Here is a 13883-nt window from a genome sequence, read left to right on the forward strand (position 1 = left end):
TTATCCGGATGTCAGCCAGTGAAACGCGAAACTTCCCCCCCTACCTTCCTTTTCCACGACTATGAAACCTTCGGCAAAAGCCCGTCGCTGGACCGGCCCGCGCAGTTTGCCGGGATCCGCACGGATATGGATTTCAACATCATCGGCGAACCAGAAGTGTTTTACTGCCAGCCTGCCGACGATTACCTTCCGCAGCCGGAAGCGGTGATGATCACCGGCATTACACCGCAGCTGGCACAGGCAAAAGGCATCAGCGAGGCGGCTTATACCCAGCGTATTCACCAGCTTTTTAGCGAACCCAATACCTGCATCGTGGGTTATAACAACGTCCGCTTTGATGATGAAGTGACGCGAAACCTGCTGTATCGCAACTTTTACGATCCCTATGGCTGGAGCTGGCAAAACGGCAACAGCCGCTGGGATCTGCTGGACGTTATGCGCGCCTGCTACGCGTTGCGCCCGGAAGGCATTGAGTGGCCGGAAAACGATGACGGCTTTCCGAGCTTTCGTCTGGAGCATCTGACCAAAGCCAACGGCGTCGCGCATGAAAATGCGCATGATGCGATGTCAGATGTTTATGCCACTATCGCTATGGCGAAACGGGTGAAGGAAAAGCAGCCGCGCCTGTACGATTTCCTGTTCAGCCATCGCAACAAGCAAAAAATCATGACCCTGATCGATATCCCACAGATGAAACCGCTGGTGCATATCTCTGGCATGTTCGGCGCATTTCGCGGTAATACCAGCTGGATTGCCCCGCTGGCCTGGCATCCCGATAATAAAAACGCATTGATTACCTGCGATCTGGCTCAGGACATCTCACCGCTGCTGGAGCTGGATGCCGATGCGCTGCGCGAGCGGTTATACACTCGCCGGGAAGATTTGGGTGACGCGTTACCCGTCCCCATCAAGCTGATGCATATCAATAAGTGTCCGGTGGTCGCACCGGCAAATACCCTGCGCCCGGAAGATGCTGAGCGTTTAGGCATCGATCGTCAGCGCTGTCTGGATAATCTGGCACTGCTGCGCCAGCATCCGGAAATTCGGGAGAAAGTGGTGACGCTGTTTGCCGAAGCCGAACCGTTTGTTGCGTCAGAGGATGTGGATGCGCAGCTCTACGATGGCTTCTTCAGCGATGCGGATCGTTCCGCGATGAACATTATCCGGCAGACCGCGCCGGAGAACCTGCCGGCGCTGGATTTGACGTTCAACGATGCCCGCATTGATAAATTGCTGTTCCGCTTCCGCGCACGCAACTACCCGGGAACCCTTGATGAAGCCGAGCAAAACCGCTGGCTGGCGCATCGTCGTGAGATGTTGAACCCGCAGAGAGTGCAGGATTACGTGCAGGAGCTGGAGATGCTGTTTAATCAGTATGAAGGTGACAAAGCGAAGATGGCCCAGCTGAAGGCGCTGTTCGACTACGCCCGTGAGCTGGTTTCCTGAGGCATTAAAAAAGGGCGCCGCTTTTTGCGTCTTTGTGGAAAGCCGCTGTTCCTTGAGCCTGCACGATACCAGCAACGAAAAAGGGCGCCGAAGCGCCCTTTTCTTTTAGCCGTTTACATTGGCTCTTCAGTCCACTGCGGGACCGGCTTGCGGAAGCGGTGCGTAACAACAGCCAGATAAACCAGGCCGATGGCACCCCAAACCAGGCCGAGGATCATCGAACTCTCTTCCAGGTTAATCCACAATGCACCCACTGTCAGTGCGCCACACAGCGGCAGCAGCAGGAAGTTGATGTTGTCTTTCAGCGTCTTGTTACGGCCTTCGCGGATCCAGAACTGCGAAATCACCGACAGGTTAACAAAGGTAAACGCCACCAGCGCACCAAAGTTAATCAACGCCGTTGCCGTGACCAGGTCGAAGCTGATTGCAGACAGCGCGACCACGCCGACCAGCAGTACGTTCAGTGCCGGCGTGCGCCATTTCGGGTGGACGTAGCCGAAGAAACGCTCCGGGAACACGCCATCACGGCCCATTACATACATCAGACGAGAGACGCCAGCATGTGCGGCCATACCTGAAGCCAGTACGGTGATACAGGAGAAAATCAGAATGCCGAACTGGAAGGTTTTACCCGCCACGTAAAGCATGATTTCCGGCTGCGATGCATCTGGATCTTTGAAACGTGAAATGTCCGGGAAATAGAGCTGTAAGAAATAGGACACCACAATAAAGATCACGCCACCAATCAGGGCAGTCAGGAAAATCGCTTTCGGGATGACGCGGCCTGCGTCTTTCGTCTCTTCAGACAGCGAGCTGATGCCGTCAAAACCGAGGAACGAGAAGCACAGAATCGTCGCACCGGTAATCATTGGCACAACCTGCGCGTGTTCAGACCAGAAAGGTTTGCTGCTCGCCAGCGTACCCGCGCCTTCTCCATGGCTGACGCCATAAATCACCATACCGGTGATAGCGATCATCACCGCCATTTGCAGCACAACAATGATGCTGTTGAAATTGGCGACGGTTTTAATGCCTTTCAGGTTGGAAAGCGTCATAAAACCAACCAGTAATACCACGAAGATCCAGGAAGGAACGCCGGGCACCAGGGCTTCAAAATAAATTTTTGCCAGCAGGATATTGATCATCGGCATGATCAGATAATCGAGCAGCGACGACCAGCCAACCATAAACCCAACGTGTGGGCTGATTGCTTTCTGGGCGTACGTGTAGGCCGAGCCAGCAGACGGGAAGCGGCGTACCAGCTTGCCATAGCTCAGCGCAGTAAACAGGATCGCAATGAGAGCAAACGCGTAAGCCGTGGCTACGTGACCGTCGGTCAGGCCAGAGACGATGCCAAAGGTATCAAACAGGGTCATTGGCTGCATATAAGCCAGGCCCATCATGACTACAGGCATCAAAGTTAGCGTTTTTTTCAGGTGCGGACGTGCCGCAGAGGTCTGGGTATTATGCGACATGATTCAGCCTCCCCATAGCGTCAACCTTTCTGGGTTGAACCACAGGGAAACTTCGCGTCGTGCGAACATTTTTCTTAATCGGGGTAACAGACTGGCAGGCAGGTATGAAGGTGAAACCTGCAACGGCGCCGTAGTCATCGCGAAGGTGCTGCCCGGCTGCGACCGGAGAAATAAAGTGTTGCCCCATCGTTCTTTTCCTCAACATGACACGAATGTGTGTAAAAAGTGTATCTATCCGGTTTTAAACCGGCCTCTTTGGCAAAAGTTTTTTTCTGGCAAAAAAAATAACCGACGCACAAAGGCGACGGTTAGTTCATTTTTCAGGGGACGTATTTTGCCCTGGCTGATGGCCTTGTGACAAGTAGTTAAGTCCTTCAGCAACAATTTCTTTACTGAATGGGACTGAATAAGGCCGTTTTGCCTGCTTCAGCGCCGAATCTGATACCCTAAAATTCCAGACTTAACCCGTCACAGCGGCAGATCCAGCCCATTACAGTAGCCAGTCACCTGATTTTTTCAGGCGTTTTTCAGCATCCAGTCAATTTCCGTGGCGGTAATCAACCGCTCGAAATGCATCATTTCATGGTGTTTACATCGGTGCCAGACAAAGCCAAAGCGTTCACCCAGCATTTTTTGCAGCGCAGGACTGTGAGCAAATTCATACAGCGCATCGCTCTGGCGGATCGGCAAAGGATTTCCTTCGGCCTGATGCCCGTTGCCCTGCACTGCCGGTGGAAGAGGTAAAGCAGTATCAATGCCATGCAGCATTCCCGCAACGACGGCTGCTACCACCAGATACGGATTAGCATCGGCTCCCGCAACACGGTATTCCACCCGATGGTTTTCCGCTTCACCACAGGGAATACGCAGCGCAACGGTGCGGTTGTTATGCCCCCATGAAGCCTGCAACGGTACAAACGCCTCCGGCAGAAAACGGCGATACGCATTTACATTCGGTGCCAATAGCGCCATAGACGCGGGCATCAGATCGATCATGCCCGCCAGCACCCGTTTCAATAAAGGCGAATCGCTGCCGTCATCGCTGATAAAAGCGTTGCGATCGGCGGCGTCGAGCATGCTGACATGCACATGCATACCGCTTCCGGCATATTCCTCATAAGGTTTTGCCATAAAGGTGGCGTTCATGCCGTGAGTTTCGGCAACCTGGCGGATAAGACGTTTGAGTTGAATGGCGTGGTCACAGGCGCTGAGGATATTGCGGGTATGATGCAGGTTGATTTCAAACTGTCCTGGCGACGCTTCGGCCAGCGCACCGTCGGTGGGAATGCCCTGCTTTCGCGCCAGTTCTTCAATATCGCTGAGCACTTCAGCAAAGCAGTCGAGGTTATCCACTGAATAAACCTGACTCTGCATATTGCGCTCGTCGCTGCCTGGCGTGCATGGGGGCTGAATATAGCCCTCCGCGTCTCGTTTTTTATCGACCAGATAGAACTCCAACTCTACCGCTACCACCGGAAAAAGCCCTCGATTGCGTAACTGCTGCCAGAGGTGATTCAGTACGTTCCGGGGTTCAACGTCAAAGGGAGTACCATCTTGATTGCGCATGGTGAGTAACACCTGCGCCAGATGCTGGGGATCGGCGGCAGAAGGGATCAGCGTGCCCTCAACCGGGACGCATATATTATCAGGCTCGCCCAGCGCCTGACCTAAACCCGCTTCCTCTACCGTGTTACCCAGGATATCCATGGCGAACACCGAAGCAGGGAAATAACAGCCTTTTTCCAGTCGGGCCAGACTGGTGACGGGAATGCGCTTGCCGCGAAAAACACCGTTTAAATCATTAAGGAGAATATCAACAAATTGCGTTTGAGGATGGCGTTCCAGATAAGCCTGCACTTCATGCTGGAACGCGCTGGTTCGCTGCTCTTCACTGTGCCTCGTGAAGTCTTCTACTTCGACGATATTGGTCATAGTGCCACCCGCCTTCGTTCAGTTCAGTAAACGTTGTTCGAAATAACAGCCACATTTCTAACATAGCGCCAACATTATCCCCCTGCAAATGTTACGTGATGTTTATTTTTACAGCAAAAATCCGTTTGAATAACCATCAGCGGGTTGCTAGATTGAATTTTGCTGGGCAAAAACGCGCCGCTGGCGTCTTTTTCGGTTGATATACTGAACAGGTCGGGGAAGAACGGAATGGGCAATATATTTAACAAGCCATTGATTGGCGTAGTAATGTGTCAGAAAGATTTCGGCGGCCATCCCACGCAGACAGTACAGAATAAATACCTTGATGCGGTGCTGGCCGCAGGCGGCGTTCCTCTGGCTTTACCTCATCATCTGATAAGCTCAGACGATCTATTAGAAAGTGCTATGGCTCCTCTGGCCGGCATTTTACTTACCGGCAGCACCAGCAATATTGAACCTCATCACTATGGCGAGACGGGGACGGAAACGGATGCCGATGCGGGACGCGACAGGCTGGCTTTTACGCTTATTCAAAAAGCCATCACCCGAAGACTGCCGCTGCTGGCTATTTGTCGGGGCTTGCAGGAACTGGTGGTCGCCACAGGCGGAACGCTGCATCGTCAGGTACAAAGCGTTGCCGGTTTTCAGGACCACCGTGAGGATAAACATGTATCGCTGGCGGAACAGTATGCGCCGGCTCATGAGGCGATTGTCGAGCCAGGCGGCCTGCTTTCTGAGCTGGTTGACGGCGCAACAATATTCCGCGTTAACTCGCTGCACCAGCAAGGGATCCGCTCCCTGGGTTCTGTACTGCGTATTGAGGCGCGCGCGTCCGATGGCCTGATTGAAGCCGTCAGCCTGAAACAGCATCCTTTTGCGCTGGCCGTGCAATGGCACCCGGAATGGCAAAGTGAAGCATCCCTTTCCTCCCGTCAGATATTTGCGGGTTTTGTTCATGCCTGTCTTCAGCATCACCAGGAGATACGGCGATGAACGAAAGTGCACCCGGCCGCCGTTTATCAGAAATCCGCCATCAAATGGGCATGTCACAACGACGCGTCGCGGAGCTTTCGGGCCTGACGCACAGCGCAATCAGCACCATCGAACAGGACAAAGTCAGTCCGGCAGTCAGTACGTTACAAAAATTGCTGAAGGTTTACGGTCTCTCTCTTTCCGAGTTTTTCTCGGAGCCGGTAACCGTAGCTGAACCCAAAGTGGTGCTTGAGCCTGATGAGCTGATCGAGATTGGCAGTCAGGGCGTCTCGCTGCGTTTGATTCACAACGGCAGTCCACAGCGAACCCTTGCGATGCTGCTGGAAACGTATCAGCCCGGTACGACGACCGGCGAAAAAATCCGCCATCAGGGAGAAGAATCCGGCACGCTGCTGGAGGGGGAAATAACCCTGACCATCAGTGGACAAAGTTATCATCTGCATGCCGGGCAGAGCTATGTCATTAACACCGGCCATCCTCACAGCTTTACCAATTCTTCCGCGCAGCAGTGCCGTATTGTCAGCGCGCATACCCCGGCCACCTTTTAATGGCGTTTCAGGAGGGAGTTATGGAACATGTGCAGAGTTATTATGCCGCCTCGGTTAATCCTCACGCTCCCTGGCCACAGCTTAATGACAGTATTCAGTGTGATGTTTGCATTATCGGCGGCGGCTTCACCGGCCTCTCATCGGCGCTTTACCTGACCGAAGCGGGCTTTGACGTGGTGGTGCTTGAAGCGGCCAGGGTCGGTTTTGGCGCCAGCGGCCGTAACGGCGGTCAGGTCGTCAACTCTTACAGCCGTGATGTGGATGTTATTGAGCAGCGCTACGGCAAAGAGAGCGCGCAGCTGTTGGGCAGCATGATGTTTGAAGGGGCAGCGGTGATCCGCGACCGTATCGATCGCTATGCTATCGCCTGCGATTATCGGCCCGGCGGCATTTTCGCTGCGCTGAACGGCCGTCAGCTGCACCACCTTCAGGCGCAGCGTAAGCGCTGGCAGCAATATGGTAACCATCAGTTAGAGATGCTGGATCGGTCGGGCATGATGCGGGAAATCGCCAGCGAACGGTATATTGGCGGCCTGCTGGATCATAGCGGCGGCCATTTGCATCCGTTGAATCTGGCGCTTGGGGAGGCAGAAGCGATTCGCCGGCACGGCGGACGCATTTATGAAAAATCCGAGGTGACTTCCGTGCAGTACGGTTCGCCGCATCAGGTGACGACGGCCACAGGCAACGTCTCGGCAAAATATCTGATTTTTGCCGGTAATGCCTATTTAGCCCCCCATCTGGAACCGAGGCTGTCACGAAAAAGCATTCCCTGTGGCTCGCAGATTATTACCACCGAGCCGCTTTCAGCAGATAAAGCCCTTGCGCTGTTGCCGAACAATCGCTGCGTGGAAGATTGTAATTATCTGCTGGATTATTACCGGCTTACTGCTGATAACCGCCTGCTGTATGGCGGCGGGGTCATTTATGGCGCGCGCGAACCGGGCGATATCAAAGAGCTGATCCGGCCGAAGCTGCTCAAAACCTTCCCACAGCTGGCGGGCGTGAAATTTGACTACGCCTGGAGCGGTAATTTCCTGCTGACGCTGTCCCGAATGCCGCAAATTGGCCGGCTGGAAAACGGGGTTTACTACATGCAGGGCGACAGCGGGCATGGCGTCACCTTTACCCATCTGGCCGGCAAACTGATTCTGGAAGCGCTGAAGGGCAATCCGGCACGCTATGATGCTTTCGCCAAACTGCCGCATCTGCCCTTCCCCGGCGGCCGACGCCTTGGTGTGCCTTTAACCGCTATCGGCGCGGCCTGGTATGCGCTGAGGGATCGGTTAGGGGTTTAGCTCACTTTTATTGCAGCGGCATCTTCGCAGGGTTCGGATAGCGATAGGTAAACCCCAGCTCATCGCAGATTTTACTGCCGTCGATAATTTTGCCGCCTGAAGCGCTCTCTTCCGCCCGGAAAGTGGGCGGCGTAAGACCCAGCTGTCGTGCCACTGCCGGATAAAACACCTCACGGGACGGATGCTCAGACGCGCTCAGGTTATAAACATGTCCACCTTCGGGCTGTTGCAACAGCAGCGTTATGGCTGCAATCACATCTTCCAGATGCACCAGATTTACGCCGTGCCCGCCATCCGCCAGGTCAGTTTTTCCTGCCAGAAAACGGCCCGGATGACGTTCTGGCCCTACCAGCCCTGAAAGTCGCAGAATATCAACCGACGTATTGGGCAACTGATGCAGCCAGTTCTCCAGCTCCACCAGCGTCTTGCCTGCAATGGTGACCGGCTCAAGCGGGCTGCTTTCGGTCATTGCCCCCGATCCACCGCCGTAAACAGAGGTGGAACTGGTAAAAATAATGCGGGAGATGTTAGCGGCCAGCGCGCTGTCGACGATTTGCTGCACCGCCTGCAAATAATTTTCGCCCCCTTCTGCGGTGCGGCTGGCAGGTAACGTAATCACCAGCGCATCCACGTCGAGCAGTTCACTGAGATCGTCCGCGTCGCATACCATGTCCGGCGTCAGCGTCAGGCAGTAGCTTTCCAGCCCGCACATGCGCGCAGCGTCCACACCATCCTGCGTGGTTTTGCTTCCGGTCACCTGCCATCCTTTCGCGGCTAGCGACAGCCCTAACGGCATGCCCAGCCAGCCCAAACCCACTATTGCCACTCTGTTCATCCTTCGACTCCTGTAATCATCCGTCTCAATACCCGTAAACTACGCCAGCCGGTTTTCGGTGACAATCAGCACTTAATGAGAGAATTTTTCAACGTTGACAAAAAAGGGTTGCGCCCGGCGTTTGTCCTGGGTTAGGTTATTTGTCACGAAATGAATATCCATTCATCAAAGAGAATTATATGACACGCGTTCAGTTTAACCACCATCATCACCATCACCCTGACTAGTCTTTCAGGCGATGTGTGCTGGAAGACATTCAGGATCTTCCAGTGGTGCAGAACGCAAGAAAAGCCCCCGGAAGATCGCCTTCCGGGGGCTTTTTTTTGGATTTCAGTCCGGCCCTGATAATGGATGAGCTGTAGCCCGTTAAATCGAAGCAGACAGGAAAAGAGGATAAGTACCGATGTTAGATAATACGCGTTTACGCATAGCTATGCAGAAATCCGGCCGTTTAAGCGATGAATCACGCGAACTGCTGGCCCGCTGCGGCATAAAAATCAACCTGCAACAGCAGCGCCTGATTGCCTTCGCTGAGAATATGCCGATTGATATCCTGCGCGTGCGTGATGACGATATTCCTGGCCTGGTCATGGATGGCGTTGTCGATTTGGGCATTATCGGTGAGAACGTGCTGGAAGAAGAGCTGCTGACGCGCCGCGCTCAGGGCGAAGATCCCCGCTATTTAACGCTGCGTCGCCTCGATTTCGGTGGCTGTCGCCTCTCTCTGGCGATGTCGGTGGACGATGAATATACCGGCCCGCAGTGTTTACAAAACTCCCGTATTGCCACCTCTTATCCTCACCTGCTGAAAAAGTATCTCGACAAACAGGGCGTTAGCTTTAAATCTTGCCTGCTGAACGGTTCCGTGGAAGTCGCACCTCGCGCAGGCCTGGCCGATGCCATCTGTGACCTGGTTTCCACCGGGGCCACGCTGGAAGCCAACGGCCTGCGTGAAGTGGAAGTGATTTACCGTTCAAAAGCCTGCCTGATCCAGCGCGATGGCGAAATGCCGGGCGCGAAACAGGAACTGATTGACAAGCTGATGACCCGCATCCAGGGCGTGATTCAGGCGCGTGAATCCAAATACATCATGCTGCACGCACCGAGCGAGCGCCTGGAAGACATTATCTCTCTGCTGCCGGGTGCCGAGCGCCCTACCGTTCTGCCGCTGGCAGGCGATAAGAGCCGTGTGGCTATGCACATGGTGAGCAGCGAAACGCTGTTCTGGGAAACCATGGAAAAACTGAAGGCGCTGGGTGCCAGCTCCATTCTGGTGTTGCCAATTGAGAAGATGATGGAGTAACCGATGGCTAACTTCGCTACCCCTGTTAACTGGCAGGATTGCAGCACGGAGCAGCAGCAGGCGCTGCTGACGCGCCCGGCCATTTCAGCGTCAGACACGATTACGCTTAGCGTTCGCCAGATCCTCGATAAGGTAAAAGCGGAAGGCGACGAGGCGCTGCGCTTTTACAGCGCGACGTTTGATAAGACTCAGGTCGGCGCGCTGCGCGTGACCGCTGAGCAAATCGAAGCCGCTTCAGCGCGTCTTGGCGAAGAAATTAAACAGGCGATGGCCGTCGCCGTAGGCAATATCGAAACGTTCCACGTGGCCCAGACGCTGCCTGCTGTGGATATCGAAACCCAGCCGGGCGTGCGCTGTCAGCAGGTTACCCGCCCTGTCGCTTCCGTCGGTCTCTACATTCCTGGCGGCACGGCACCGCTGTTCTCTACGGTGTTGATGCTGGCAACGCCTGCCCGTATCGCAGGCTGCAAACGCGTGGTGCTCTGCTCGCCGCCGCCAATTGCCGATGAAATTCTCTATGCCGCGAAGCTGTGCGGCGTGCAGGAAGTCTTTCAGGTTGGCGGCGCGCAGGCGATTGCCGCAATGGCGCTGGGAACGGAATCCGTGCCTAAGGTCGATAAGATTTTTGGGCCAGGCAATGCTTACGTCACCGAAGCCAAGCGTCAGGTGAGCCAGCGGCTGGATGGCGCCGCCATTGATATGCCTGCCGGCCCTTCAGAAGTGCTGGTGATTGCCGATGCCGGTGCCACGCCGGCTTTTGTCGCCTCTGACCTGCTGTCGCAGGCCGAACACGGGCCGGATTCGCAGGTTATTTTACTGACGCCGTCGCTGGACATGGCCAACGCCGTGTCGCAGGCGGTGGAAGAGCAGCTTGCCGACCTGCCGCGCGCCGAAACCGCCCGTAAAGCACTGGAAAGCAGCCGCCTGATTGTGACAAAAGATTTGGCGCAGTGTATTGAAATCAGCAACCGTTACGGGCCTGAGCACCTGATTATCCAGACACGCCAGGCTCGCGATCTGGTTGAGAGCATTACCAGCGCCGGTTCAGTGTTCCTCGGCGACTGGTCGCCAGAATCGGCTGGAGATTATGCGTCAGGTACCAACCACGTGCTGCCGACTTATGGCTTTACCTCAACCTGCTCCAGCCTCGGCCTGGCGGATTTCCAGAAGCGGATGACGGTTCAGGAACTGACTCAACAAGGCTTCAGTAATTTAGCACCGACCATTGAAATTTTGGCCGCGGCTGAACAACTGATCGCCCACAAAAACGCCGTTACCCTGCGCGTTGCCGCGCTCAAGGAGAAGCAATGAGCAGCAGTATAGAAGAGCTGGCGCGGGCCAACGTCCGCAAACTGACGCCTTATCAGTCTGCCCGCCGTCTTGGCGGCAATGGCGACGTCTGGCTGAACGCCAACGAATATCCGCTGGCCGTGCCTTTTGAACTTAGCCAGAATACGCTGAACCGTTACCCGGAATGCCAGCCAAAACAGGTCATTGAGCGCTATGCGGCCTACGCCGGTCTGCAACCCGATCAGGTCCTGGTCAGCCGTGGGGCGGATGAAGGTATCGAACTGCTGATCCGGGCATTTTGCGAGCCGGGTAAAGATGCCGTGCTGTTCTGCCCGCCCACTTACGGCATGTACAGCGTCAGCGCAGAGACGATTGGCGTGGAATACCGCACCGTTGAGGCGCAGGAAGAGTGGCAGCTGAATCTGCCCGCCATCGCTGAACGGCTGGATGGCGTGAAGCTGGTTTACGTATGTAGCCCGAATAATCCAACCGGCAACCTGATTAAGCCGGAAGATATTCGTCAGCTGCTGGAAATGACCCGCGGCAAAGCGCTGGTGGTTGCCGATGAGGCATATATCGAGTTTTGCCCGGCGGCAACGCTTACCGGCTGGCTACAGGAGTATCCGCACCTGGTGATCCTGCGTACGCTCTCTAAAGCTTTTGCGCTGGCCGGCCTGCGCTGCGGCTTTACGCTGGCCAATGCTGAAGTGATTGCGCTGTTGATGAAGGTGATTGCGCCCTATCCGCTCTCCACGCCGGTGGCCGATATTGCCGCCCAGGCGTTGAGCGAACAAGGCGTGGCGATCATGAAACAGCATGTGAAGGAAGTTTTAGCTAATCGTGAAAAGCTGATAGCCGATCTGCGCGAGTGCGACTGCGTGGAAAAGGTGTTCACCAGCGAGACTAACTACGTGCTGGCGCGTTTTACCGCCTCAAGCGCGGTATTTAAAACGCTATGGGATCAAGGCATTATCTTACGCGATCAGAATAAACAACCGGGTTTGTCGGGATGCCTGCGCATCACTGTCGGCACCCGTGAAGAGTGCGACCGCACGATTGAAGCGCTAAAAACATTACCCGGCGCGTCCGACTCCAGGGAGCAAGCATGAGCCAGAAAGTCCTTTTTATCGATCGTGACGGTACGATTATTTCCGAGCCGCCAGAAGATTTCCAGGTGGACCGCATGGATAAGCTGGCCTTTGAGCCACAGGTCATCCCTGCACTGCTGGCGCTGCAATCAGCCGGTTACAAGCTGGTAATGATCACCAACCAGGATGGCCTGGGCACCAGCAGCTTCCCGCAGGCTGATTTCGACGGCCCGCATAACCTGATGATGCAGGTGCTTGAGTCGCAGGGTATCCGCTTTGACGACGTACTGATCTGCCCGCACAAACCGGAAGACAACTGCGACTGCCGCAAACCGAAAACCAAACTGGTAACGGCGTGGCTGGCCGAGGGCGTTCTGGATACGGCAAACAGCTATGTGATTGGCGATCGTACCACCGACCTGCAACTGGCCAGCAACATGGGCATCCAGGGCCTGCACTATTCGCAGAACGGTCTTAACTGGCAGGCCATTGAGCAGCAGCTGACCAAACGCGATCGCCATGCGCTGGTGAATCGTAATACCAAAGAGACGCAGATTAAGGTGGAAGTCTGGCTGGATCGCGAAGGCAACAGCCAGTTCAATACCGGTGTCGGTTTCTTCGATCACATGCTGGATCAGATTGCCACGCACGGCGGCTTCCGCATGAACATTGAAGTGAAAGGCGATCTCTATATTGACGATCACCACACGGTTGAAGATACCGGCCTGGCGCTAGGCGAGGCGCTGCTGAAGGCGCTGGGCGATAAGCGCGGCATTGGCCGCTTCGGCTTTGTGCTGCCGATGGACGAATGTCTGGCGCGCTGCGCGTTGGATATCTCCGGCCGCCCGCACCTTGAATATAAAGCCGAGTTTAATTACCAGCGCGTCGGCGATTTGAGTACCGAGATGGTTGAACACTTCTTCCGCTCGCTCTCTTACACCATGGCCAGCACGCTGCACCTGAAAACCAAAGGCAAAAACGACCATCACCGTGTGGAAAGCCTGTTTAAAGCCTTCGGCCGCACGCTGCGTCAGGCGATCCGCGTTGAAGGCAACACGCTGCCCAGCTCGAAAGGAGTGCTGTAATGGATGTTGTCATTCTGGATACCGGCTGTGCCAACCTCTCTTCGGTAAAGTGGGCAATCCAGCGGCTGGGTTATGACCCGGTTGTCAGCCGCGAAGCCGACGTGGTATTGCAGGCCGATAAGCTGCTGCTGCCCGGCGTGGGCACGGCTCAGGCGGCAATGGATCAGCTGCGGGAACGCGATCTGATCGAGCTGATCAAAGCCTGTACCCAACCGGTGCTGGGCATCTGTCTCGGCATGCAGCTGCTCGGTTCACAAAGTGATGAAAGCAACGGCGTACAAACCCTGGGCATCATTAATGAACCCGTGCAAAAAATGACGGACCACGGGCTGCCACTGCCGCATATGGGCTGGAATCAGATTACGCCGCAGGCGGGCAATCACCTGTTTCGTGGCATTCCGGACGGCGCTTATTTCTATTTCGTCCACAGCTATGCGATGCCGGTTAATGAACACACCATTGCGCAATGCAACTACGGCGAGCCGTTTACCGCGGCGGTGCAGAAAGATAATTTCTTCGGCGTACAGTTCCACCCTGAACGCTCGGGTGCGGCTGGCGCGCAGCTGCTGAAAAATTTCCTGGAGATGTAA

Annotated in this window: 13 protein-coding genes and 1 other annotated feature; of the genes, 10 read left to right on the forward strand and 3 right to left on the reverse strand. The window is 55.2% G+C overall.

The window, feature by feature from the left end:
- The first annotated feature begins 18 nt into the window (after positions 1-18).
- Positions 19-1446 carry an exodeoxyribonuclease I gene (sbcB, locus tag EHV07_RS14860; RefSeq protein ID WP_147198782.1) on the forward strand — a complete coding sequence of 476 codons (1428 nt, stop codon included), beginning with the start codon at positions 19-21 and terminating at the stop codon, positions 1444-1446.
- Positions 1447-1559: 113 nt separating this feature from the next.
- On the opposite strand, the gene EHV07_RS14865 is transcribed toward sbcB, so the two are convergent.
- Positions 1560-2921, reverse strand: a complete 1362-nt coding sequence (locus tag EHV07_RS14865) for an APC family permease (RefSeq protein WP_147198783.1) — start codon at positions 2919-2921, stop codon at positions 1560-1562.
- A gap of 516 nt (positions 2922-3437) precedes the next feature.
- Positions 3438-4853 (reverse strand): glutamine synthetase family protein, encoded by a 1416-nt coding sequence (locus EHV07_RS14870; protein ID WP_147198784.1) that lies wholly within the window; start codon positions 4851-4853, stop codon positions 3438-3440.
- 228 nt (positions 4854-5081) lie between these two features.
- On the opposite strand from EHV07_RS14870, the gene puuD reads away from it, so the two are divergent.
- From puuD to EHV07_RS14885, 3 genes are read left to right on the forward strand one after another with little or no spacing between them, the layout of a single operon-like run.
- Entirely contained in the window at positions 5082-5846 is a 765-nt protein-coding gene (puuD, locus tag EHV07_RS14875; RefSeq protein WP_147198785.1) for a gamma-glutamyl-gamma-aminobutyrate hydrolase, read from the forward strand.
- Entirely contained in the window at positions 5843-6394 is a 552-nt protein-coding gene (gene puuR, locus EHV07_RS14880; RefSeq protein WP_147198786.1) for an HTH-type transcriptional regulator PuuR, read from the forward strand. Before puuD ends, puuR begins: the two co-directional genes overlap by 4 nt.
- Positions 6395-6414: 20 nt before the next feature.
- Positions 6415-7692 (forward strand): FAD-binding oxidoreductase, encoded by a 1278-nt coding sequence (locus tag EHV07_RS14885; protein ID WP_147198787.1) that lies wholly within the window; start codon positions 6415-6417, stop codon positions 7690-7692.
- Between the two features lie 7 nt (positions 7693-7699).
- Here EHV07_RS14885 and EHV07_RS14890 read toward each other — a convergent pair whose 3' ends face one another.
- On the reverse strand, positions 7700-8527 hold the full coding sequence (locus EHV07_RS14890) for an SDR family oxidoreductase (RefSeq protein ID WP_147198788.1): 828 nt from the start codon (positions 8525-8527) through the stop codon (positions 7700-7702).
- A 179-nt stretch (positions 8528-8706) separates the two neighbouring features.
- Here EHV07_RS14890 and hisL point away from each other — a divergent pair, with 179 nt between their 5' ends.
- From hisL to hisH, 6 genes are all read left to right on the forward strand, one after another.
- Positions 8707-8754: a his operon leader peptide gene (gene hisL, locus EHV07_RS14895; protein ID WP_100396937.1), complete on the forward strand. Its 48-nt coding sequence runs from the start codon at positions 8707-8709 to the stop codon at positions 8752-8754.
- Positions 8730-8852, forward strand: a sequence feature (His leader region). It overlaps the preceding gene by 25 nt.
- A 78-nt stretch (positions 8853-8930) precedes the next feature.
- Positions 8931-9830 carry an ATP phosphoribosyltransferase gene (gene hisG, locus EHV07_RS14900; protein ID WP_147198789.1) on the forward strand — a complete coding sequence of 300 codons (900 nt, stop codon included), beginning with the start codon at positions 8931-8933 and terminating at the stop codon, positions 9828-9830.
- A 3-nt stretch (positions 9831-9833) separates the two neighbouring features.
- A complete protein-coding gene (hisD, locus tag EHV07_RS14905) occupies positions 9834-11141 on the forward strand; it encodes a histidinol dehydrogenase (RefSeq protein ID WP_147198790.1) in 1308 nt (435 codons plus the stop codon).
- Positions 11138-12229 (forward strand): histidinol-phosphate transaminase, encoded by a 1092-nt coding sequence (gene hisC, locus EHV07_RS14910; RefSeq protein ID WP_147198791.1) that lies wholly within the window; start codon positions 11138-11140, stop codon positions 12227-12229. Before hisD ends, hisC begins: the two co-directional genes overlap by 4 nt.
- Complete coding sequence (gene hisB, locus EHV07_RS14915; RefSeq protein ID WP_147198792.1) at positions 12226-13293, forward strand: bifunctional histidinol-phosphatase/imidazoleglycerol-phosphate dehydratase HisB; 1068 nt, start codon at positions 12226-12228, stop codon at positions 13291-13293. The genes hisC and hisB overlap by 4 nt, the downstream gene beginning before the upstream one ends.
- Positions 13293-13883, forward strand: coding sequence for an imidazole glycerol phosphate synthase subunit HisH (gene hisH, locus EHV07_RS14920; RefSeq protein ID WP_147198793.1), 591 nt, complete (start codon positions 13293-13295; stop codon positions 13881-13883). The genes hisB and hisH overlap by 1 nt, the downstream gene beginning before the upstream one ends.

Source organism: Pantoea sp. CCBC3-3-1, assembly GCF_007981265.1.
GTDB lineage: Bacteria > Pseudomonadota > Gammaproteobacteria > Enterobacterales > Enterobacteriaceae > Erwinia.